The 22,836-nt window shown below is 73.1% G+C and carries 14 protein-coding genes; 12 read left to right on the forward strand and 2 right to left on the reverse strand.

What is annotated here, in order from left to right:
• Positions 1–43 precede the first annotated feature (43 nt).
• The 8 genes from ACOJVX_RS05230 to ACOJVX_RS05265 all read left to right on the forward strand — a co-directional run bounded on the left by ACOJVX_RS05230 (position 44) and on the right by ACOJVX_RS05265 (position 9,806).
• Positions 44–2,827 carry an ATP-binding protein gene (locus ACOJVX_RS05230; protein ID WP_245588656.1) on the forward strand — a complete coding sequence of 928 codons (2,784 nt, stop codon included), beginning with the start codon at positions 44–46 and terminating at the stop codon, positions 2,825–2,827.
• Positions 2,824–4,833 (forward strand): hypothetical protein, encoded by a 2,010-nt coding sequence (locus ACOJVX_RS05235; RefSeq protein ID WP_422647298.1) that lies wholly within the window; start codon positions 2,824–2,826, stop codon positions 4,831–4,833. Before ACOJVX_RS05230 ends, ACOJVX_RS05235 begins: the two co-directional genes overlap by 4 nt.
• A 13-nt stretch (positions 4,834–4,846) precedes the next feature.
• Positions 4,847–5,503, forward strand: a complete 657-nt coding sequence (locus tag ACOJVX_RS05240; protein ID WP_418154205.1) for a hypothetical protein — start codon at positions 4,847–4,849, stop codon at positions 5,501–5,503.
• 1 nt (position 5,504) lies between these two features.
• Complete coding sequence (locus ACOJVX_RS05245; protein WP_026417046.1) at positions 5,505–6,488, forward strand: C40 family peptidase; 984 nt, start codon at positions 5,505–5,507, stop codon at positions 6,486–6,488.
• Between the two features lie 23 nt (positions 6,489–6,511).
• The gene (locus tag ACOJVX_RS05250; protein ID WP_026417045.1) at positions 6,512–7,012 is read left to right on the forward strand and encodes a hypothetical protein; all 501 of its coding nucleotides are present in this window, start codon (positions 6,512–6,514) and stop codon (positions 7,010–7,012) included.
• Between the two features lie 104 nt (positions 7,013–7,116).
• Positions 7,117–7,308, forward strand: a complete 192-nt coding sequence (locus tag ACOJVX_RS05255; protein ID WP_026417044.1) for a hypothetical protein — start codon at positions 7,117–7,119, stop codon at positions 7,306–7,308.
• Positions 7,309–7,355: 47 nt separating this feature from the next.
• Positions 7,356–8,129 carry a helical backbone metal receptor gene (locus tag ACOJVX_RS05260; RefSeq protein WP_026417043.1) on the forward strand — a complete coding sequence of 258 codons (774 nt, stop codon included), beginning with the start codon at positions 7,356–7,358 and terminating at the stop codon, positions 8,127–8,129.
• 684 nt (positions 8,130–8,813) lie between these two features.
• Positions 8,814–9,806 (forward strand): glutathione S-transferase family protein, encoded by a 993-nt coding sequence (locus tag ACOJVX_RS05265; protein ID WP_026417042.1) that lies wholly within the window; start codon positions 8,814–8,816, stop codon positions 9,804–9,806.
• Between the two features lie 129 nt (positions 9,807–9,935).
• Here the strand turns inward: ACOJVX_RS05265 and panB are convergent, their stop codons facing one another.
• Complete coding sequence (panB, locus tag ACOJVX_RS05270) at positions 9,936–10,808, reverse strand: 3-methyl-2-oxobutanoate hydroxymethyltransferase (RefSeq protein WP_026417041.1); 873 nt, start codon at positions 10,806–10,808, stop codon at positions 9,936–9,938.
• Positions 10,809–11,043: 235 nt separating this feature from the next.
• On the opposite strand from panB, the gene ACOJVX_RS05275 reads away from it, so the two are divergent.
• The gene (locus tag ACOJVX_RS05275) at positions 11,044–11,568 is read left to right on the forward strand and encodes a DinB family protein (protein ID WP_422647299.1); all 525 of its coding nucleotides are present in this window, start codon (positions 11,044–11,046) and stop codon (positions 11,566–11,568) included.
• 64 nt (positions 11,569–11,632) lie between these two features.
• Here ACOJVX_RS05275 and ACOJVX_RS05280 read toward each other — a convergent pair whose 3' ends face one another.
• Entirely contained in the window at positions 11,633–13,360 is a 1,728-nt protein-coding gene (locus tag ACOJVX_RS05280; protein ID WP_418154201.1) for an NAD+ synthase, read from the reverse strand.
• A 166-nt stretch (positions 13,361–13,526) separates the two neighbouring features.
• Between ACOJVX_RS05280 and ACOJVX_RS05285 the strand changes: the two genes are divergently transcribed.
• The 3 genes from ACOJVX_RS05285 to ACOJVX_RS05295 all read left to right on the forward strand — a co-directional run bounded on the left by ACOJVX_RS05285 (position 13,527) and on the right by ACOJVX_RS05295 (position 21,552).
• Positions 13,527–15,110: an alpha/beta hydrolase gene (locus tag ACOJVX_RS05285; RefSeq protein ID WP_418154200.1), complete on the forward strand. Its 1,584-nt coding sequence runs from the start codon at positions 13,527–13,529 to the stop codon at positions 15,108–15,110.
• Between the two features lie 70 nt (positions 15,111–15,180).
• Complete coding sequence (locus ACOJVX_RS05290) at positions 15,181–16,524, forward strand: glutamine synthetase family protein (RefSeq protein WP_026417037.1); 1,344 nt, start codon at positions 15,181–15,183, stop codon at positions 16,522–16,524.
• A gap of 66 nt (positions 16,525–16,590) precedes the next feature.
• Positions 16,591–21,552, forward strand: coding sequence for an FkbM family methyltransferase (locus tag ACOJVX_RS05295; RefSeq protein WP_422647300.1), 4,962 nt, complete (start codon positions 16,591–16,593; stop codon positions 21,550–21,552).
• The last annotated feature ends 1,284 nt before the right edge of the window (positions 21,553–22,836 follow it).

The following is a 22,836-nucleotide window of genomic DNA, read 5'->3' on the forward strand; positions in this document are numbered from 1 at the left end:
CGGCAACACCGCGAGACGGCACGCGGAGCCACCGCTGCCACCGGTGGAGCAGCAGCGCGGCCGCCCCTCGGGCAAGAAGGCGCGCCGGCTGCCCGGGGAAACGGTGATCCCCAGCTACACGCCGTCCATCAACGCGCGCAGCATCGACGGCCACCTGCTGCGCACCGGGCAGGACGTCTACGCGTGGTACCGGCTCGCCCCGCAGCGGTGGTCCTTCCGCTCCGACTCGCAGCGGCAGGACCTGATCCAGGCCATCGCCGGCCAGTACTCCGAACTCCAGGGCCGGTGGCTGCACCTGCGCGTCACCACCCGGCCCTACCCCATCCGGATGTGGGCCGAGGCGCACGTCCACAACGCGGTGGGCCGGCCGCCGGACAGCCCCGGCGCGATGTCCTTCGACGACTACATGGTCGGCGAGCAGCAGCAGCTGATGGGCCGGTCGATGGCGGAGAAGGAGGTCTACATCGGAGTCCAGGTGCAGACCCGCAACGCCCTCGACCGGGCCGTCGAACGCGCCGCCCCCGTGCTCCGCCGGATCTTCCCCGAGGCCGTGGACGCCGAGCTCGTCGCACTCGACAGCGAGATCGAACACCTCGACCAGGTGATCGGCGGCAGCGGGCTGGAGGGCGCTCCCGTCACGGCCGAGGAGATGTCCTGGCTGATGCACCGCTCCTGCTCGCTGGGGCTGCCGGCACCGCGCAACATGCCCGCGGTGCCGGGCTCCACCTGGGAGCCGGAGGACCTCGCCTCCTTCACCGACGCCGCCGACCTGCACCAGGAGCCCTACTCCCCGACGGTGACCGTGCGCGGCCGCACCGGGTCCAACGCGGGGATGACCCGGCACGTCGCCGTCCTGACGGTGGGGATGACCCACGGCCTCCAGATCCCCGAGGTCGACGACCCGTGGATGCAGCGCTCCGACCGGCTGCCCGCCCCGGTGGAGTGGTCGGCGCGGATCTACGTGCGGCGCCCGGAGGACGTCTCCGGTGAACTCCAGCGCCAGATGAACAAGGTGCGGTCGCAGGTCCGGCACTACACCGACGAGCACGAGCTGGAGCCGCCCCAGTCGCTGGCCCGGCAGGCGTCGAGGGTGCTGGAGATCGACGACGAGATGACCACCGGGTTCACCGCCCTGGCCACCCGGGTGCGGTCCTGGTGGCGGCTCGCGGTGTCCGGACCGACCGAACGGGACGCGCTGCGGCTGGCCCAGCAGATCCTCGACCTCTACAAGCCCAAGATCGCCATCGAGCACCCGGAGGGGCAGTACGCCCTCGCCAGGGAGTTCATCCCCGGGGAACCGCTGGCCTCCAGCGCCTACCTCCGCCGGGGCTCGGTCATCTGGGCGGCCTCGGCGGTCCCGGCCGCCACCGCCGACGTCGGCGACCGCCGGGGCATCCTGCTCGGCGAGACCTGCACGGCGACCCGCCGCCCCGTCGCCTGGGACCCCTGGATGGCCCAGGAGGTGCGGGACGGCTCCGGGCTGTCCGCCCTGGTCGCCGGGCTCGGCGGCGGCAAGTCCTTCCTGGGCGGCGGCGTCGTCTACAAGACGCTCCGCGCGGGCGCGCACTGGACCCTGCTGGACCCGTCCGGGCCGCTGGCGGCGCTCTGCGAACTCCCCGAGCTGCGCCCGTACGCCCGGCCGATCAACCTGCTCAACGCCCAGCCCGGCATCCTGAACCCCTACCGGGTGGTCGCGGAGCCGCAGCTCGAACACTTCGCGGACGAGGACGACCCGGAGCGGGCCTGGCGCAGGGAACGCGCGCTGTCCGCCGCGACCAGGCGGCGCCTCGTCCTGGACGTCCTCACCGGACTGCTGCCCTACGAGGTGTCCCGCCTGGCCCAGACCAGGATCGTGCTGCTGCGCGCGGTCCGGAACGTGGGCGGCCGGCCGGACGCCCACCCCGGCCTGGTCTTCGAGGCCCTGCGGCGGGACGCCACCGAACACCGCGAACACGCCCTCGCCGTGGCGGACTTCCTGGACGAGATGCGTGAGCGCATGTCGCTGCTGATCCCGGAGTACGACGACGACCCCTACTCCCACCAGCGCGACGACCGGCTCACCGTGTTGACGATGGCCGGGCTGACCATGCCGAAGGACGGGGTGGGCCGGGAGCACTGGACCGACGCCGAGGCACTCGGCGTCGAGCTGCTCAACCTCGCGGCCTGGCTCACCCAGCGTTCGATCTACGACCGCCCCAAGGCCGAACGGAAGGGCGTCTGGATCGACGAGGCCTTCTTCCTCTCCGAGGTGCCCACCGGGCGCGTGCTGATGAACCGCTTCGCCCGGGACTCCCGCAAGTGGAACGTCCGGGTGCTGCTGTCCAGCCAGATCCCCGGCGACTTCCTCAAGATCCAGGGATTCGTCTCGCTGTTGGACTCCGTCTTCATCGGACGGCTCGACGACGAGGACGCCCAGGCCGACGCCCTGCGACTGCTCAAGGTGCCGGTGGGAGCCGGCTACGAGCAGGTGGTCGCCAGCCTGGGCCGCCGGCCGGGCGGCGAGCGGATGGCGACCGAACGGGACCAGGCGCCCCGGCAGTTCATCTTCGGTGACGGTGCCGGCGGCGTCGAGCGCATCCGCATCGACTTCTCCGGCCCCCACCTCGCGCACCTGCGGGACGCCCTGGACACCACGCCGGGGCACACCGCGGAACCGAAGGCGGCGCGACCCGCGGTGGACCCGGTCGAGACGGACGGCCTGGACCCGACCGTGCCGGGCGGAGCGGACGACAGCCTGGACAGCATGTACTTCAACGGAGTCGGCGCGGGTGGCTCCCCGTCCACCGGCAGCCGGCCCCGCCGGGACAACCGCGGGGATCCGACGTGACGGCGGTTCTCGTGCTGGCGGTCGTGGGGGCGCTGGTCGCCCTCGCGGCCCTGCGGACGCGGGCACGGGACACGCGGCGGGCGGAGGCCCCGCCGCCGGGCACGACCGCACCGGCCCCGGAGGAAGTGCTGGCACGGCGCACCGGACGACGCCGTCGGGGGGTGCTCGGCGTCGTCGTCCTCATCCTCGCCGGGCAGGTCGTGCTCGGTGGCCAGGCCCACGCCCAGGACAGCGGCTGCCGGATCGCCCCCAACCCGGAGCGGCCCGGGGCCGGCATGGTGGGCGCCCTCGACCCGGCGCCGATCGGGCGAGGCGTTCCCGGGACGGTCTACGACGAGGTCGGCTACGCCGGTCTGGTCTGGCACACCTACGACCTCGGCTGCGGCCCGGAGGGGATGCGCAACCCGAACGCGGTCATCGACACCTGGGCGGGCAACCAGCTCTTCAACGTGGGCAAGAACATCGTCGGCGCCACCATCGGCCTGCACTACGCCCTGCTCACCGGCACCATGATGGCCCCCCTGGACGACCTCGTGGTCACCGGGACCAACGCCCTCTACAACACCGTCTACACCCCCTGGTTCGGCCTGGTCGCCGTCGTGCTGGGCGTGCTGCTGTTCCGGTACATCTGGCGGGGCGAACTGGCCACGATCAGCAAACGGGGGCTCTGGGCGCTGGCCGGCATGTGGCTGGCCGCCGCCACCTACCTGACCCCGCTGATCTACACCCACCTGCTCGACGACCTGCTCATCAAGGGCACCTCCGCCATCCAGGGCGGCTTCCTGGAGGAGGTCGGGGTCGACGAGCGCAACGCGCTGCCCAGCGTGCTGCACCAACACGTCATCTACGACAACTGGCTACGCGGGGAGTTCGGGGCGAACGACGCGCCGCAGGCGGAGGAGCTCGGGAGGGACCTGGTGCGGGCCCAGGCCTGGACCAAGGACGAGGTCGCCCAGAACCTCGACGCGGGCTCGCCCGACGAGAAGAAGGCCGAGTTCCACGAACTGGCCACCCAGATGGGCAGCACCTACGGCTACTTCCAGGGCGTGGACGGCAGCCGGATGGGCGCCGGGTTCCTGGCGATGGTGCAGTCCGTCGCCTACGCCCTGTTCCAACTGCTGGCCAAGGCGGCGATCCTCCTCGCCCAGGTGCTGTTGCGGGTGCTCATCCTCGCCGGGCCGATCATCGGTCTCGTCGCCATGATCCACCACGACATCCTCCGGCGGATCGGACGCGCCGCCGGCGCCACCCTGCTCAACGTGGTGGTCGTGGCCGCGCTGGCCGGCCTGCACACCATGGTGCTCAACTGGCTGTTCAGCCCGGCCCGAGGGTTCGACCTGCTCACCCAGATGCTGCTGGCCGGCCTGATCACCCTGGTCCTGTTCATGATCGCCAAACCCGTCCGGCGGATCTGGCAGATGATCGAGCTCTCCGCCGGGGCCGTGGGCGCCGGTGTCCCCGGCGCCCCCCAGGGGCTCCTCTCCCGGTGGCGCAAACGTCCGGACACCACTCCGCAGGACCGGTTCTGGGAACAGGTCAGGGAAGGCGAGGACGACGCCACGCCGGGGCCAGCCCAGGGCCGTGGACGGGTGCGTCCCGAGGGGACCGTGCCCCCGGTCAACGCCGCCGTCGAACGGCTGGACCGCCGGGCGGCTGCCGCGGCCCTGCCCGTGGGTGCCACGGCGGCGCGCGCGGACCCGAACGTCCCCCCCGAGGGAGGAGTCCGGGCCAGTACCAGCTCACCGGCGCTGCCACCGGGGCGGCGCAGCCGGATCACCGACACCTCCCCGGTCACCGACCGCGGCTGGGACCGGGTCGGCGAGGACGCGGTGATCATCCCCTCGCAGGTCCCGACCAGCCCCGGACCCACCCACCCGACCTCGCCCGCCGCCCGCCAGCCCCGCCGGGCGGAGATGGAGATGGTCGCGGGGCGCCCGGTGTTCGTCGTCTACCGCCCGTCCAGAGGACTGGAGGTCAGGGACGACGGCGGCAGTCACCCGAGTTGAGGAAGGAGCGACCGTGCCCATCCGCACCAACCGCGGCCGCGCCGCCGTCTACCGCAAGCTGTGGGGGTGGCCGCTGCGGTCACCCCGCCACCTGACGGCGACCGTCGTCCTGCTGCTGGCCGCCGTCGTCGGTGTCGGGGTGGTCGTCTCCGACGGGATGCCCTTCGCCGGCGACGCCGACCAGGGGCAGGCCGGCCCCTCAGCCAGCCCGACCCCGCCGGCCGGGGAGGAACCGGGCGCTGGGCCGTTCCCGACCCGCATCGGGACCGCCGAGCCCCCCGCCACGACGACCACCACGCCGTGGGAGAGCGCCGAGCCCCCCAGCATCTCCGTGCCGGACCTGCCCCCGGAGTCAGCCGCTCCCGACCCCGAGGGGCTGGCGGTCGCCGAGGCGTGGATGCGGGCCTGGGTCACACACGCACCCGGGGACACCACCGAGCAGTGGCTGGCCGGGATGGAGGAGTACACCACCGACGAGTACCTCACCATCGTCGGTCTGTCCGATCCGGACAGCGTGCTCGCGGACGCCGTCACCGGGGACCCGGTGCCGGTGGAGTCCACGACCACCTCGATGCGGGTGCGGGTGCCGACCGACGTCGGGGAGGTCGAACTGTTGTTGATGACCACGGACCAGGGGTGGCGGGTGTCCGGCCACAACCCGGTGGAGTGACATGAAGACCGCGATCATCTCCCTGCTGGCCGTCGTCGTCATCGCGGCCGGTGTCGTCGTGTACGGCCTGAACACGGTGATGCGGCAGAACATCGCAGCCCAGGCCGGCACCTACGGTTACTGCGGTCCCGCGCTCGGCACCTGGGGCGGGACCGACGCCGGCCTCGGTGAGCGGGACGCCGCCGGTCTCACCGAGGAGTCGCTGACGATCACCGGTCAGATCATCACGATGGGCAAGCAGCGCGACCTCTCCCCCCGGGCCTGGCAGATCGCGATCCAGGCCGGGATGCAGGAGTCGCGGCTGCGCAACCTGACCTACGGCGACCGCGACTCGGTCGGCATCTTCCAGATCCGGGGCATGCACGGGTCGCTGGAGGACCGGCTCGACATCGCCTGGCAGATCACCTGGTTCTACGACACCCTGGAGCGGGTCGAGCGGTGGGAGGCGATGCGCCCCGGTGACGCCGCGCAGGCCGTCGAACGATCCGCCTACCCGGACAAGTACCACCGCTGGGAGTCGATGGCCGTCTTCCTGATCGACCAGCTCGGCGGCGTGGACGACATCTCCACCTGCGAGGAACTCCCGCCCGCCGACGAGCGGGCCACGCTGGCCATCCAGTACGCGGTCGACCAGATCGGCAAGCCCTACGTGTGGGGTGCCGCCGGCCCCAACACCTTCGACTGCTCCGGGCTCACCATGCGGGCCTGGGAGGCCGCCGGGGTCACCATCCCCAAGTACTCGCAGAGCCAGTACTTCCAGGGCGGCACCAAGATCCCGCTGGACCAGGCCAGACCGGGCGATCTCATCTTCTGGGGCGGTGGTCGGCAGCCCTCCAGCATCGACCACGTCGCCCTCTACATCGGCAACGACGAGGTGATCCACGCCCCGCAGCCGGGTGACGTGGTGAAGCGGGCCAAGATCTGGGACGGCGGCAAGCTCGTCGCGACCGCCATCCGTCCCGGGCCGAACGTGTCCCTTGTGTAATCGCACCTGACTGGAGGAGGCGCATGTTCCCGTCCGATCCCCTGTCCCGGCCGCCGAGCCCGCCGGCGTCGAGCTCACCGCTCCGGGACTACCTGGCCTCGACGCAGGCCCGGGCCAACACCGGGGTCGACCCGGCCTACGCCGTGCTGCCCCGGGTCCTGGTGGAGTCGATGCCCCTGCCCTGGCAACAACAGATGGTCCACCTGCTCGCCGAGTTCCACCAGGCCACCGGGCACCGCCCCTGGCCGCTCTACCGGGTCGTGCCGTCCCGGTCGGAGCGGCTGGTGGATCTCGACGAGGAGCAACTGGCCGAGATCGGTGCCCTGGTCGAGATCGACGCCGTCGGTGAGATCGTCTACCGCGAGCGGAACGGGCGTCGCATCGAGGAGCCGGAGCAGCAGCAGGTCCTCGTCGCCTGCCCGGATCCCCTGACCTCCGGCCGACCGGCCCCCGGGCGAGGGGCCGCCACGCCGGCCGGGGGCATCCCGGAACAGGGCGACCACGCCCCCGCCGCGGGTTGGTGACCGGCGCCCCGCCGCGACGCGGGGCGCCCGTCCAGCCGCCCGCTGCCCGGCGGGCGGCCGTGCGTCGGCTGACAACCGGCTCCGCCCGTGCCACGCTGGAGCGCGTGGTGGATCCGCAGGGCTGGTACTACTGCCTGAAGCACCGTGACGTGGAGCGCGGCGCCGGGTGTCGCGCGTTGGACCGACTCGGTCCGTACCCCGACGCGGCGAGCGCCGCGAACGCCCTGGAGATCGCGCGCCGCCGGACCGAGGAGGCGGACGAGGCGGACCGGGCCTGGAACGAGGACGAGGACTGAGCCGCCCGGCTCCGGTACGCCGACGGGTGGCGCGGAGGGGGCGGCGGGTGCGTGACGAACTGGGGGCCGAGGTGCCGTTGACCGGCCCGCCCCGCCGAGTCGTGTCACTGGTCCCCTCGATCACCGAGGCGGTCGCCGTCAGCGCGCCGGGACGGCTGGTCGGGGCCACGGAGTACTGCGCGCACCCGGCCGACCTCGACGTGAGCAGGGTCGGTGGGTCGAAGTACCCGGTGGTGGAGTCGGTGCTGGCCCTGGCCCCCGACCTGGTCCTCGCCAACGCCGAGGAGAACCGCCCCGACGACGTCGCGCGCCTCCGCGAGCGGGGTGTGCCCGTCTTCGTGACCGCCGCGCCGGAGAGCGTGCCCGCCGGACTGGAGTCCCTCCGCCGGGTCCTGGTGGACTGCCTCGGGCTCGGGGTGCCGGACTGGTGGTGGAAGGCGGCGTCCCGCTGGGAGGGCACGCTCGTCCGCCGCTGGACCGCCGTCATACCGGTGTGGCGACGTCCCTGGGTGGTGCTGGGCGGTCGCACCTTCGCCACCGACGTGCTCCGGCGGCTCGGCGTCGCCAACGCCTACGCGGACCTGGCCGACCGCTATCCCCGGCCGAAGCTGCCCGAGCTGGTCGCCCGGTTCGACAGCGGTGCCGCCGACCTGCTGGTGCTGCCCGACGAGCCCTACCGGTTCACCGGAACGGACGGCCCGGAGGCCTTCCCCGGGGTGCCGAGCGCCCTGGTGTCGGGACGCCACCTGACCTGGTACGGGCCCTCGCTGGTCGAGGCACCGGACGTCCTGCTCGACCAGCTCGCCGCCGCCGGCCGCTGAGGAGCCGGCGCTCCGCCGGGACGGGGTCCCCGTGGCCGGGACGACGGTTCGTGGGTGGTGGCCTCGGTGGCCCGCCCCGCGTCGCCGTGGCCGAGTCCCCTCGGCTCGCGCACCGAACGCGGCCTGGCGACCCGCGGCACCTGCCCCCGCGCTCCTCCCGCAGCCGGGCCTCCTGGTCGCGGTCGCCCGCGAGGACGGCGTGGCTCGCCGCCGACCCCTGGCGTGGCGGTCAGAGGAGGCCGCCAGGTCGCGACGCCGTTCTCGGGACGGCGACGGGCGTGCTGGGGGCTCTGCCGGAGGGCACGGCCGGGGTCCAGCCGCCGGACGACGCCCCGGGGTGCCAGCCGTCGCGGACGCCCCCGGGGTCCGCCGGCCCCGCCGAGGTCCGCGATCGGGAGCCGGCCGTTGGCTGGCGCGCCGCCGCGCCGGGGTCGCGACGGCGTCCCCGAGCGAACCGGACGAGCGCGGTGCGGGCGACTCGGTTGCTCCGGCTGGCGGGCCGACGACCGTCGATCGCGCGGGCGCGCTGCTCCGAGCGGTGGTGGTCGCCGCGCCCGGCCGGCGCAGCGCCACCCCGCGAACGGAGAGTGACCGCTGCTGACCAGTGGTGATGAGCTCCTGGTCGCGGGGGTGCGACCGGAGCTGCCGCCAGCGTTCCCACCGGCGCGAACGTAAGGTGAGGACATGGCGCGTGCGCAATTCGGTGCGGAGACCTCGACCGGGGGCGAGTTCGTCCGTCAGCCGAACAGGTTCACCCACCGGATCACGTCGGACGGTTCGTCCCCCTGGCCGGTCGAGGCGGGGCGGTACCGGCTCATCGTGTCCCTGGCCTGCCCCTGGGCCCACCGGGCACTGATCGTGCGTCGCCTGCTCGGCCTCGAACAAGCGATCTCGCTCGGGGTGGTGGACCCGATCCGGGACGAGCGGGGCTGGCGCTTCAGCCTGGACGAGGGGGGCCGCGACCCCGTGCTGGGCATCGAGTACCTCTCCGAGGCCTACCTGGCCACCGACCCGGAATTCCAGGGGCGGGTGACCGTGCCCTGCCTGGTCGACGTGCGCAGCGGCCAGGTCGTCACCAACGACTACCCGCGCATCACCCTGGACCTCGCCACCGAGTGGCGGGACCTGCACCGGCCCGGCGCGCCCGACCTCTACCCCGCGCCGTTCCGCGCGGAGATCGACCAGGTGAGCGAGCCGATCTTCCGGAACGTGAACAACGGGGTGTACCGCTGCGGGTTCGCCACCTCGCAGGAGGCGTACGAGGCCGCCTTCCACGACCTCTTCGGCGAGCTCGACCGGCTGTCCAACCGGCTGCTCGGCCAGCGCTACCTCGTCGGTGACTCGATCAGCGAGGCCGACATCCGGCTGTTCACCACCCTGGTCAGGTTCGACGCCGTCTACCACGGCCACTTCAAGTGCAACCGGCAGAAGCTCAGCGAGCTCCCGGTGCTCTGGGCCTACGCCAGGGACCTGTTCCAGACCCCCGGGTTTGGCGAGACGGTGAACTTCGACCACATCAAGCGGCACTACTACCAGACCCACGAGCAGCTCAACCCGAACCGCATCGTGCCGGCCGGGCCCGACCTCACCCGCTGGCACGACCCCCACGGCCGCGCCTCCCTCGGCGGCACGCCCTTCGGGGAGGGCACCCCGCCGACCGGGCTCTCGCTGATCTGACGGCGGGTCGGCCGTGACCTGGCGCCCCTGGCCCCGGTGCGCCTGCCGCTGGCCGCCTCGGCCAGCCGGGGACGGCGGTGCCGTCCCCGGGCCCGGACGGGGGCCAGGCCCGAGGACCGGGACGTGACGTCAGAAGGAGTGCTCCTCCGCCGGGAACCGCCCCGAGCGCACCTCCTCGGCGAACTCGGCCGCCGCGCCACCCAGCACCCCGGCCACGTCCGCGTACCGCTTCACGAAACGGGGTTTCCGGCCCTGGTTGAGGCCGGCCATGTCCTGCCACACCAGCACCTGGCCGTCGCAGTGCGGTCCGGCGCCGATGCCGACGGTGGGCACGGCCAGCTCCTTGGTGATCCGCTGCGCGACGTCGGCCGGCACCATCTCGAGGACGACCGCGAAAGCCCCGGCCTCCTGGAGGGCCAGCGCGTCGGCCAGCAGCTCCTCCGCGCCGTCGCCCCTGCCCTGCACCCGGTAGCCGCCCAGGCCGTGCTCGCTCTGCGGCGTGAAGCCCAGGTGTCCCATCACCGGGATGCCGGCCGCCACGAGCGCCTCGACCTGGCGGACGAACGGCCGACCGCCCTCCAGCTTGACGGCGTGGGCGAGGCCCTCCTTCATCAGACGGGTCGCGTTGGACATCGCCTGCTCCGGCGAGGCCTGGTAGGTCCCGAACGGCAGGTCCGCCACCACCAGGCTCCTGCTCACCGAGCGGGTGACGGCCCGGACCAGGGGCAGCATCTCCTCCATGCTCACCGGGAGGGAGCTCTCGTACCCGTACACGTTGTTGGCCGCGGAGTCACCCACCAACAGCACCGGGATACCCGCCTCGTCGAAGATCCGGGCGGTGTACATGTCGTAGGAGGTGAGCATCGGCCAGGTCTCGCCGCGCTCCTTCATCTCCCGCAGGTGGTGGATGCGCACCCGGCGGTGGGGCCTGCTCCTGGCGCCGGCGCCCGTCCCGTACGGAGCGGGCTGCTCCCGCTCCGCCGAATCACGAACAGCAGTCATCGTCGACCGTCCTCCCTCAAGGCCACCACGGGTCCCTGGGTCGTCGCGAAGTGGTTCCCCCGAAGGGTGGCACGGGCGCGCGCCCCCTACGCCCGGGTTGCGAGGGACCTCACAGCACGGGTCGACCCGGGCAGGAAGGGGAGGGGAAAAAGCCTCGTCCGGGGACGGTCCGTGCGACTAGCCTCGTGTCCCCGGCGGCGGGGCGGGCCCCTCCGCGCACGTCAGAGGAGGACACGTGACCCTCGACCGGCAGGACCCCGCCGAATCGGGTACCGACCGGGAGCTGTTGACGCAGTTCCTCGACTTCCACCGGGCGACCCTGCGGCTCAAGTGCGACGGGCTGAGCCCGGATCGGCTGGCCACCCGCTCGGCCCCGCCCTCGGTGCTGTCCCTGCTGGGCCTGGTCCGCCACCTCGCCGACGTCGAGCGGTACTGGTTCCGCCGCGTCCTCGGCCAGCAGGACCTGCCCGCGCGCTTCTATTCCACCGCCAACCGCGACGGGGACTTCCTCGACATCACCCCGGAGAACGTCACCGAGGCCGAGGTGGAGCGCGCGTGGGCCGCCTGGCGGGAGGAGGTCGACCACGCCAGGTCCCTGGTCGAGGCGACCGATCTCGACGCGCTCCGCCAGTGCCCGCCCGGGGACGGCCGCCAGGTCTCGTTGCGCTGGATCCTGGTCCACGTGGTGGAGGAGTACGCCCGGCACAACGGCCACGCCGACCTGCTCCGCGAGGCCCTGGACGGCACGGTCGGGGAGTGACTGGCGGCCACCGGGCAGCCGCCCGCCCTCCCCACCCACCACCCGTGCGGGGGGCCGATCCGGGTCAGGACCCGTTCGGCAGCGGCTCCCGCCAGCCGCTGGTGATCGGTAGCCGCCGGTCCCGACCGAAGGCCCGGAAGGTCGTCTTCGTCCCCGGCGGGTACTGGCGCCGCTTGTACTCCGCCCGGTCCACCAACCGGACCACCCGCTCCACGAGCTCGGCGTCGAACCCGTCGGCCACCAGCTCGGCCAGCCCCCGATCGCCCTCGATGTAGCCCTCCAGGACCGCGTCCAGCAGCTCGTAGTCGGGCAGCGAGTCGGTGTCGACCTGGCCGGGGCGCAACTCCGCCGACGGCGGCTTGCTGATCGAGTTCGGCGGGATCGGCGGGGTCTCCCCCCGGCGCTCCGCCTCCTCGTTCCGCCACAGCGCCAGCCGCCGCACCATCGTCTTGGGGACGTCCTTGATCGGGGCGAAGCCGCCGACCGCGTCCCCGTAGATGGTCGAGAAGCCGACCGCCAGCTCGGACTTGTTGCCCGTCGCGAGCACAAGGTGGCCGTCCTGGTTGGACAGCCCCATCAGCGTGACCCCTCGGCAGCGGGCCTGCACGTTCTCCTCGGCGAGCCCGGTCAGGCCGAGCTGGTCGACGAAGACGGCGACGCTGTCGACGATGGGCTGCGACGAGTAGTGCAGGCCGGTGCGCTCAGCCAGGTCGGCGGCATCGTCCCTCGAGTGGCCGGAGGAGTACCTGGAGGGCATGGAGACGCCGTGCACGCGGTCGGCGCCGAGCGCGTCGACCGCCAGCGCCGCGCACACCGCGGAGTCGATCCCGCCGGAGAGCCCCATCAGGACGGTGCGGAACCCGTTCTTCTCCACGTAGTCCCGCAGGCCCGTCACCAGCGCGCCCCACACCTCGGCGGACTCCGAGAGGGGCGCCGCGGGGGTGGGGGCGGCCGCCGCCGGGTACGGGGGGAGCGGGTCGTCGCCGATCACCCGGCGAACGACCTCGAAGCCCTCCCCGTCCGGCCCCCCTCCGGGGTTGCTGGCCAGGTCGAGGTCCACCACCAGCAGGTCCTCCTCGAAGCGGGGGGACCGGGCGAGCACGGCGCCGTCCCCACCGCACACCAGGGAGTCACCGTCGAAGACCAGTTCGTCCTGACCGCCCACGAGGTTGACGTAGGCCATCGGGACGCCGGTCCTGCTCGCGTAGCCCGAGACCAGGTCCCCCCGCGCGTCCCCCTTGGCGCGTTCGTAGGGCGAGCCGTTGACGCAGACAACCAGGTCCGCGCCCTCGGCCGCCAGGGCGTCGGCCGGTCCGGGGCGCTGCCAGATGTCCTCGCAGATCACGACGCCGAGGTCGACCCCGTGGAAGCGCACCACCGGCAGTCGGCGGCCTGGGCGGAAGTACCGGAACTCGTCGAACACGCCGTAGTTGGGCAGGTGGTGCTTCGCGTAGCGGGCCACGACCTCACCACCGTGCAGTAGTGCCGCCGCGTTCCTCGGCCCCTCCTCGTCGCGGTCCAGGTAGCCGACGACCACCAGGGCCTCGCCGCAGCCGGCCTCCCGCAGCCGGACGGCCAGCCGGTCCAGCTCGCCCCGGGAGCGGGCGGCGAAGGAGGACCGCAACGCCAGGTCCTCCACCGGGTACCCGGTGAGGACCATCTCCGGGAAGGCCACGAGGTGGGCGCCGGCCGCCACCGCCCGGCGGGACCAGTCGAGGACCAATCCCGCGTTACCCGTCACGTCGCCGACCTGAGCGTTCACCTGAGCCAGGGCTATCCGGAGCTGCGCCATGCGTTCATCTTCCGCCAGTCGGGGGACGGCCGGCCTACCGGGCGGCGAGGAGTGGCCCACCTCATGGCCGGCTCGTCCGTTCGACGGTCCCACGGTCCGTCGTCGTCACATCGGGGGCCAGTGGACCTTTCGCCGCGCCAGTGGACGTGCGTGCCACCCTGGCAGGATGAGCCGGGTGGGGAAGATCCGGACATGGGGCGCGATAGCCCTGGCGGCGGTGTGCGTCGCGTGCACCAGCCAGCCGACAGACGACCAGACGCCGGAGCCCTCGGCCGCGCAGCCGGGCCCGGCGGGAGCGGTGCCCGACGGCCTCGAGGACTACTACGGCCAGCCGGTCGAGTGGCGGGGCTGCGAGGACTTCGCCACCAGCCCGGAGGAGGAGACCGCCGTCGGCGCGGACGGTCTCGAGTGCGCCCACCTGCGGGTGCCGTTGGACTACGACGACCCCGAGGGCGAGGAGATCCGCCTCGGGGTGCTGCGGCGGCCGGCCGAGGACCCCGGCACCCGCATCGGGTCGCTCCTGGTCAACCCCGGCGGCCCCGGCGCGGGCGGGGTCCCGACGGCGGCCGCACTGGCCCCCGAGGTCGCGGACACCGAACTCGGACGCCGCTTCGACCTCGTCGGGTTCGACCCGCGAGGCCTCGGCACCAGCGAACCCGCCCTCCGGTGCTGGACCACCGAGGAACGGGACGCCTACCGGGTCGACCAGGTGGCCGACGCCTCCCCGGAGGCCGTCGCCCGCAACGACGCCGACCAACGCGCCTACGCCGAGGCCTGCGAACAGCGCAACGGCGCCGAGTTCCTCGCCTCCCTCGGAACCACCACGGTCGCCCGCGACCTGGACGTCCTGCGCTCCGCCCTCGGAGACGAGGGGCTGACCTACCTCGGCTACTCCTACGGGACCCGGTTGGGCAGCACCTACGCCGCCCTCTTCCCGGACAACGTGCGCGCCCTGGTCCTCGACGGCGCCCTCGACCCCGACGCGGACCCGGTCGAACAGCGCGTGGACCAGCAGGCCGGCTTCCAACAGGCCTTCGAGGCCTTCGCCGACTGGTGCGCCGAGCAGAGCCCGTGCGTGCTCGGTTCCGACCCCGACCAGGCGGTCGAGGTGTTCCGGGAGCTGGTGGACCCGCTCGCCGACCAACCCGCGGCCGCCGGCGAGCGGCTGCTGTCCTACCCCGACGCGATCACCGGCACCATCCAGAGCCTGTACGCCCAGGACTTCTGGCCGGTGCTGAACCAGGGGCTGATGCAGCTCTCCGTCGGTGACGGCAGCACCCTGCTGCTGCTCGCCGACGTCTACAACGGGCGATCGCCGACGGACGGCTCCTACAGCACCATGATGGACGGGTTCACCGCCGTGCGGTGCGTGGACGACCCGCCGATCACCGACGACGAGGTCCTCACCGAACTCGACCGGCGCGCTCGGGAGGCGGCCCCGTTCCTCGACGACGGTGGCGAGCCGGGCCCGCTGCGGGACGCCTGCGCGTTCTGGCCGGTGCCCCCGAACGAGGCCCCGCCCGCCCCGGACGCCGAGCGGCTCCCGACCACGCTCGTCGTCTCGGTCACCGGTGACCCGGCGACCCCCTACGAGGCCGGGGTCGAACTCGCCGACGCCCTGGGCGGACGACTGCTCACCTACGAGGGCAACCAGCACGGCGTCGTCCTCCAGGGGTCGGACTGCGTCGACGAGATCGCCACCGACTACCTGGTCGACCTCGACGCGCCCGCCGAGGACGTCACCTGCTGACCCGGGTGCCGCCCCGCCGGACTCGGCGGGGCGCAACACCCGGGTAACCGCCATTGCCTAGGCTGCCCCCATGGATCGCCAGCAGGACTTCGTGCTGCGGACGCTCGAGGAGCGCGACATCCGCTTCGTGCGGCTCTGGTTCACCGACGTGCTGGGCTTCCTCAAGTCCGTCGCGATCGCGCCGGCCGAGCTCGAGGGAGCCTTCGCCGAGGGCATCGGCTTCGACGGATCGGCCATCGAGGGCTTCGCCCGGGTGTACGAGTCCGACATGGTCGCCAGGCCGGACCCCTCGACCTTCCAGGTGTTGCCCTGGGAGACGGCCGACGGCCAGCACTACTCGGCGCGGATGTTCTGCGACATCACGATGCCGGACGGCTCCCCCTGCTGGGCCGACCCCCGGCACGTCCTGCGCCGGACGCTGTCCCGGGCCACCGAGTCCGGCTTCACCTGCTACGTCCACCCCGAGATCGAGTTCTACCTGCTCAAGGACCTGCCCGACGACGGCAACGAGCCCGTCCCCGCCGACTCGGGCGGCTACTTCGACCAGGCGAGCCACAACGCGGCCCCCCACTTCCGGCGTCACGCCATCGAGGCCTTGGAGGACATGGGCATCTCCGTCGAGTTCAGCCACCACGAGGCGGCACCCGGCCAGCAGGAGATCGACCTGCGCTACGCCGACGCGCTCACCATGGCCGACAACGTGATGACCTTCCGCTACGTGGTGAAGGAGGTCGCGATCAAACAGCAGGTCCGCGCCTCCTTCATGCCCAAACCGTTCACCGCGCACCCGGGCTCGGGGATGCACACCCACATGAGCCTGTTCGAGGGTGACCGGAACGCCTTCTACGACAGCGAGGACCCCTACGAACTGTCGGGCACCGGCAAGGCGTTCGTCGCCGGGCTGCTCCGCCACGCGAGGGAGATCACCGCCGTCACCAACCAGTGGGTGAACTCCTACAAGCGGCTCGTCGCCGGGGGAGAGGCCCCGACCGCCGTCTGCTGGGGGCACGCGAACCGCTCCGCGCTGGTCCGCGTCCCCATGTACTCCCCGGGGAAGGCCTCGTCCCGGCGGGTGGAGATCCGCAGCCTCGACTCGGCGTGCAACCCGTACCTCGCCTACGCGGTGACGCTCGCCGCCGGGCTCAAGGGCATCCAGGAGGGTTACGAGCTCCCACCGGCCACCGAGGACGACGTGTGGTCGTTGACGGAGTCGGAGCGCCGGGCGGCCGGTTACGCCAGCCTGCCGCAGAACCTGAACGAGGCCCTGGGCGAGCTGGAGTCCTCCGAACTCCTCGCGGAGACGCTCGGCGAGCACGTGTTCGACTTCTTCCTCCGGAACAAGCGCGCCGAGTGGGACGCCTACCGCAGCCACGTCACCCCCTACGAGCTGAGGACGTTGTTGCCGGTGCTGTGAGGGGCGGACCAGGGGAAACCGGCTCAGCACGACCAACGGTCCCGCGCGGACGATAGATTCGGCGCCGTGAGCGAGCTCCCTGCCAACGGCAAGAATCCCGCCGGGGCGTCGCCCTCGGCGTCACCCGTGCCCGCCGACCAGCCGACCACGGACGACGAGTCGGCGGCCTGGTTCGACCACTCGACCGCTCCGAACGGGGAACCCGCAGCCGACCGAGCGCACCGGGGGCCGGCAGGGACACCGCCCAACGCCTTCGGCGCGTTGCGACGAACCCTGCCACCGCGCCCACCCGCCGACCAGCAGGGCGGTGATCCCAGGCAGGAGCAGCGGACGTCCTCGCTGTTCACCCCGGCGATGCCCGTCGACGGACCGCCCATGCCCCCGCCGCCCGGCACCGTTCCGGGGCCCGGGCTGCCCGCCCCACCCGGTCCCGCGCCCCAGCAGGCCCCACCGGCCCGCGCGGCGGGTCGGCCACCGGGGCCAGCCCCGGCCGGTCCGCCGTCCCGGCCGCCCACCCCCGTGGAACCGCCGCCCGACGCCGTCACCTCGCCGCTGCCCAAACGGGGTGCGCGGCGCCCGGAGCCACCGCTGGCGACCGGAACGGCTCCCACCGAGCCGTTGCCCGCCTTCCCCCCGACGCCGGTGGTCCCCCCACCGTCCAGGGAGGAACACGCCCCTCCCGCGCCGAGGAACACCGAACCGCGCCCTGGTCCCGGCGGCGCCACGCCGGCCACCCCGGGCGCCCAGCCCACTGCGCGCCCCGCCGCGCCACCGGCAGTGCCTGGACCGCCACCGGCAGCGTCGGCCGCGCCACCCGCGACGACGACGGACGTCGCCGCTCCGACGAACGCGCCGCCGGCGGCTCCACCGGCAGCTCCGACGAACGCGACGGCGGCACCCGCCACCCCACCGCACACCGGGGCGGTGCCGCCCACCCCGCCGCCCCCGGCGGCACCGCGACCGAGCGCCACCGCGCCGCACCAGGCCGAGCCGGCCCCACCCCCCGCGCCCCGGGAGGGGACGACGGGCAACGGGCAGGTGCGGGACGCCCAGCCCGCCCAGCCCTCGGCCGGCGCAGCGGCCGGACCGGTGCCCACCGAGGACACCCGGCCGCCCGAGCCGGAGCAGGTGAGCTCCGAACCGGAACCCCGCACCGAGATGCTGCGCCGGTGGCCGCCGGCGGACGTCGACTCCCTGGACGACTCCCAGGACGACTCCACGGAGGACAGCCTCGAACTGGCCGAGCAACCCGCGGACCGCCCCCGGGACACGCCACGACGTCCCGTCACCGTGTGCACGGTCGCGCTCCCCGGTGAGCGGGCGGCGGCCAGCGTGCTCCGGGACTCCCTTCGGGACCACCACCCAGAGGCCCGGTTCGTCACCCTCACGATCTCCACGGCCCCACCGGAGACCGGCGACGACCCCGTGCTCACCCCCACCGACATCGGACTCGGCGTGGAGGAGTTCCACCGCCTCGCCACGTCCTGCGATCCCGAGCAGCTGCGAGCCGTGCTCCGGCCCCGCCTGCTCGCCCACCTGGTGCGCGGCGGCGAACCGGTGCTGTGCCTCGACCCCTGGGTGCTGGTCGTGGGCCCGGTGCTCGACGCGGTGGCCGAGGCGGTCGCGGAGCGCCCGGTGGTGCTGGTGCCCAGGACCCTGGACCCAGTGCCCTCGGACGGACTCCGTCCCACCCCGGCTGAGTTCGCCTCCGCGGGCACCTTCGACCCGGGGCTCGTGGCCGTCGGTCCCGGCGCCGAACGGTTCCTGACCGACTGGGCCGCGCAGCTTCGGGCGGTGCCGGGCGCGTCCAGCGCCCTCGACGCGGCACCCGGACTCGTCGAACACCGGGTACTGCGCGACCGGGGCATCGGGTTGTCGGTGTGGAACGCGGACCGTCGACCGCTGGGACGGGACATCGACGGCCGGGTGACGGTGGACGGGCGACCACTGCGGACCATCCACTTCGGAGGGTTCGACCCGCACCGCCCCTGGCTGCTGTCCACGGTCTTCGGCGACCGGCCCCGGGTCCTCCTCTCCGAACACCCGGAACTCGCGGCGCTGTGCGCCACCTACCGCGCTCGCCTGGTGCGCGCGGCCGATCCCGCCGAGGCGCACCTCGGGTTCCGGGAGGTGCCGGACGGCAGCGGGCTGGAGATCCCGCCACACCTGCGACAGCAGTTCCACGAGTGCTGGCGACGGGCACTGGCCACCGGCGGTGAGGCCCCACCACCCGCGTTCGGCGCTCCCAGCGGCGGAGTGGCCGCTGCCACCGCGTTCCTGCGGTGGGCCGCCCAGCCCCCCGAGCCGGACGACCGGACGGGACGCCGCGACACCTCGGGCGTCAGCCGGTGGACCTGGGCGGTCTGGCTCGCCGACCGCCGACTCCAGGTTGACTTCCCCGACCCCTGCGGAACGGACCGCGCCGCCTACCGGGACTGGTGCGCCGGGCCGGGAGTCGCGGCCGGGCGGATCCACCCCGAGGTGTTGCCCGCGTCGGGGGCCGGCGCCAGTCCGACGCTGCTCGACCAGCTCGGGGTGTGCGTCCTCGGTGCGGGGGAACTCGCCGACCGCGTGCGGCTGGCGGTCGAGCACTCCGGCCTGCCGACCGCCGACGAACCCCTGTACCCGGTGGTGCTGGCCTGCGGGCCGGACGCCCCGGTCCCCTCGGACCGTTCGGTCATCCGGATCAGTGCGGACGGGGCGCCCTTCGCCCCTGGGGTGTCCGAGCTGTGGGTGCTCTCCGAAGCCTCCCGCCGGCTGGCCGCCCGGGGGACGAACCGGCCCGTCCGCACGGTCGTGCTCCCCGTCGCCGACCGGGGGGAGATCGACGAGACGGCCCGCGCCGCGGCCCGGGCACGGTGGGGCATCCCCGAGGGGACCGTGTTCTGCTCGTCGGCCGACCACGCCGACGAACGGCGGACCAACCCGCTCGGCGTGGTCGCGGCCTTCCTCGCGGCCTTCCCGGACCGCAGGGACGTCCGTCTGGTGCTCCGGGTGTCCGGCGCGGCCGACTTCCCCGAGTCCGCCGAACGGCTCCGGCTGGCCACCGCCAACGATCCCAGGGTCCTCCTCTTCGCGGCGGCGGACCTGACCGCGGACGACCTCGTCGACATCGCCGACTGCGTCGTCTCCCTGCACCGGGGCGGTGGCGACGGGGCTGGCGACGCGGTCGCCGCCTGGCTCCTGGGGGTCGCGGCCCGAGGAGTGCCCGTGGTCTGCACCGACCAGGGCGCGACCACCGAGCAGCTGGGCCGGCGGAGCGCGGCGTTCGTGCCCTGCCTGGACGGCGGGGCCGAGCCGGACGGCCGGTCGGCCGCCGACCTGCTCCGGCACCTCGCGGACAGCCCCGAGGTCCGGGTGGAACTGGGCCAGGCTGGGCGCTCCGACGTCACCGCCCGGTACGGGGCTCACCCGACGGGGGAGGCCGTGCGGGGAATGGTCGAGCAGACCTACCGGGCGTGGCGGGCGGGCCGGGCACAGGCGCCGGTCGTGGCGGAGGACCCGCTGCGGGCGCTGGTGGTCGCGCGCCACGCGCTGCTGCGTCCCGTCGACGTCGGGGGGACCACGAGCAAGGTCCCGATCGCCCCGGCCCTCCGCAAGGCGGTCCTCCGGGTGCTCCACCACTACGACACCCACATGCGGGAGTTGCTCACGGCGCTGGTGGACGGGGTGGAGCGAACGGCCCGCGACCTCGTCGCCCGGCAGGACGACGCCGACCGGGACACCAACGCCGTCGACGTCGAGGCGTTGCGCGCCGAGCTCGCCACCGTCGTCGGCCGGCAGGGCGACCTCGCGGAGCACCTCGTCGGCGCCGACGACGCGGTGGTGCGCGCGCGGGCCGACCTCGCCGCCCAGCAGCAGCGGCTGCGTGTCGTGGAGGAGGCGGTGACCACCGACTCGGAGCGCCGCGATCGCCAGGTGGAGCTGCTCGCCGAACGCCTCGACGGGCTGGCCGGGGTCCTCGACCGGACCTTGGACCGGATCGACGCCGTCGAGGCGCGGTTGACCGAGGCCATGCGGGACCGGGACGGTCGCCTCGAGTCCCGGATGCGCCACGTCGACCACGCCGTGCGCACCTCGGACGCGTTGCGGCGCGTGGTGGTGCGCGAGCACCAGCGGCAACACCCCGCACCCGTCGAGGGCGCCACCTCGATGGTGCTCTGCGACGCCGGGCTGTTCCGGTTGCCCGCCCACGACGGCGTGATGCTGCCGTGGCTGTCCAGCCACGGCGTGTGGGAACCGGACGTCTCCACCGCCTTGGACGGGCTGCTCGAACCCGACGGGGTGTTCCTCGACGTGGGAGCGCACGTCGGGTACCAGACGACGAGGGTGCTGAGCAGGCTCGGCGCGAACGGGAGGGTGGTGGCGGTCGAGCCCTGCCCGGAGGCGGGCGCGCTCCTGCGGCACAACGTGGAGCTGAACATCGTGCCGGAGAACGCGGGGAGGCTGACGGTCGTCGAGGCGGCGGCGTGGGACCAGGCGACGCGGCTGGTCGCCGAGCCCGACCCGGGCGGGGGGCTGCGCGTGCGCTCCGGGGCGGACGGGGTGCCGACCACCTCACCGGGCGACCCGGAGCGGGACGAGAACGGGTTCCCCGCCGAAGGCCCCGCGTCCACTCCGGACGGAACCGGGACCACGGCTCCCGGTGCGGTGCCAGTCCCCGAGACCGTGCGCGGGGTGCGGCTCGACGAGGAGTTGGTCGGTCTCCAGGCCTTCGAACACGGCCGGTTGTCGGTGGTGCGGGTCGACACCCCGGGCAGCACCTGGCGCGCGCTGCGCGGGCTGTCGCGGTTGCTCCGGCGGGACCACCCCTCGGTCGTCTGCTCGATGTCGGTCGTGGACGGGAGCGAGCTGGGAGACGACCCGGCAGCCGCCCTGGACGAGATGCGGTCCTGGGGGTACGAGCTGGCCCGGTTGGACGGTGGCCCGGCGCTGGAACCGGCGGAGGTGCTCCGCTGGGGGCGGGAGGCCGGCGGCCGGGTTCGCCTGTTGCTGCGTCCCCGGGAGACGCGGGCACCAGGCGTGTGAGGGGGAGCGGGTCCCGGGGCACGCGCTGCCCCGGGACCCGCTCCGACCGGCCGGGAGGCGGTCGGAGCGGCGGTCGGTTTGACGGGGAGTGGGCTGGCTGGCTAGTCTTGCCCACGCCGCGAACGCGTCGGACGGAACAGGACTTCGGAGCCTGGCGAGGACGGCGACGAGCGACTGGGGCCGAGCGGGTTGACATCGCGATCACGGACCCGGTATTGTTGCGCGGCAGCCAGGCAGGGACCACGACGGTAGTCGTGGGATGAGCACGGACTGGCGACTCCCACTCCCAAGGTTCGACAGGGACGGGATCGTCATGCGTGGTCCACCTGACTGGCGTATCTCGTCCAGTGCGAGGACATCGCGTGAGCGGTGCTACTCGTCGGGTGCGGTACTCGGAGGAGGGGCCACCCCCATCGGGGGTGAGGATCTCCGCCTGGTAGCGTTCCCGGGCGTTGAAAACAGCAACACCACTGAGCAGCTCGGACCTGACACGGATCTGGCGAGGCCAAGACGCGGCCCCCGAACGCGACAGGGAAAAGCAGCCCAGTACGCTCCACTAGGCTCCACATTGACAACAACAAAGCCAGGAGTTCACCGCCAACCGGTCGAAAGCGCCGAGTTGACGGAACGAACGAAGATCGGTTACGTTGACCCGGAACCGGAAAACACCGCACACACGGTGCTGCCCGGAACCACACATTGACAACACAGTTCCACGATATTCGGAAACGGTCGTGACCAGGCCAAACCCGGTGAACACCGGATTTGACACCAGGAAACACCGACCGATACGGTGGAACGGCCAGACCGGAAAGAAACACCGGTCCACCGGAAACGGTGCACGGTTCACCACGGTGACACCGACACCCCCCGGGAAACACCGGAAACACGGTCTGGTAGCGTTGACAACACAACACGACGGAAACAGCGACGGCCTTCCTGGAAGGGTGGTCAACGGTGATTCCGGTTCCGCTGAGAAAACGGCGGTTTCCACGGAAACCCCGGATTTGACCCGGTGGAAACGGAAATGCTAGGCTGGTTCCAGCGAAAAACGGAAACCCTCTGAAACACCGGATGGGACACCACGGGAACGTGGTGGTGGGGGTTGCCGGACACAAGCTTCAGATACGAGAAGAGTGCGTCCCAGGACGACGGGCCCACGATGTGGGTGTGGGGTTCTGGTGTGGCGTGTGTTCTTTGAGAACTCAACAGTGTACCGATATAATAGCCAGTAGAGCTAAATATGAACCCTCGTTAGAGGAGTTCCTTTGAGTGACGGTGGCA

Source organism: Actinoalloteichus caeruleus (assembly GCF_049311605.1).
Taxonomy (GTDB): Bacteria; Actinomycetota; Actinomycetes; order Mycobacteriales; family Pseudonocardiaceae; genus Actinoalloteichus_B; species Actinoalloteichus_B caeruleus.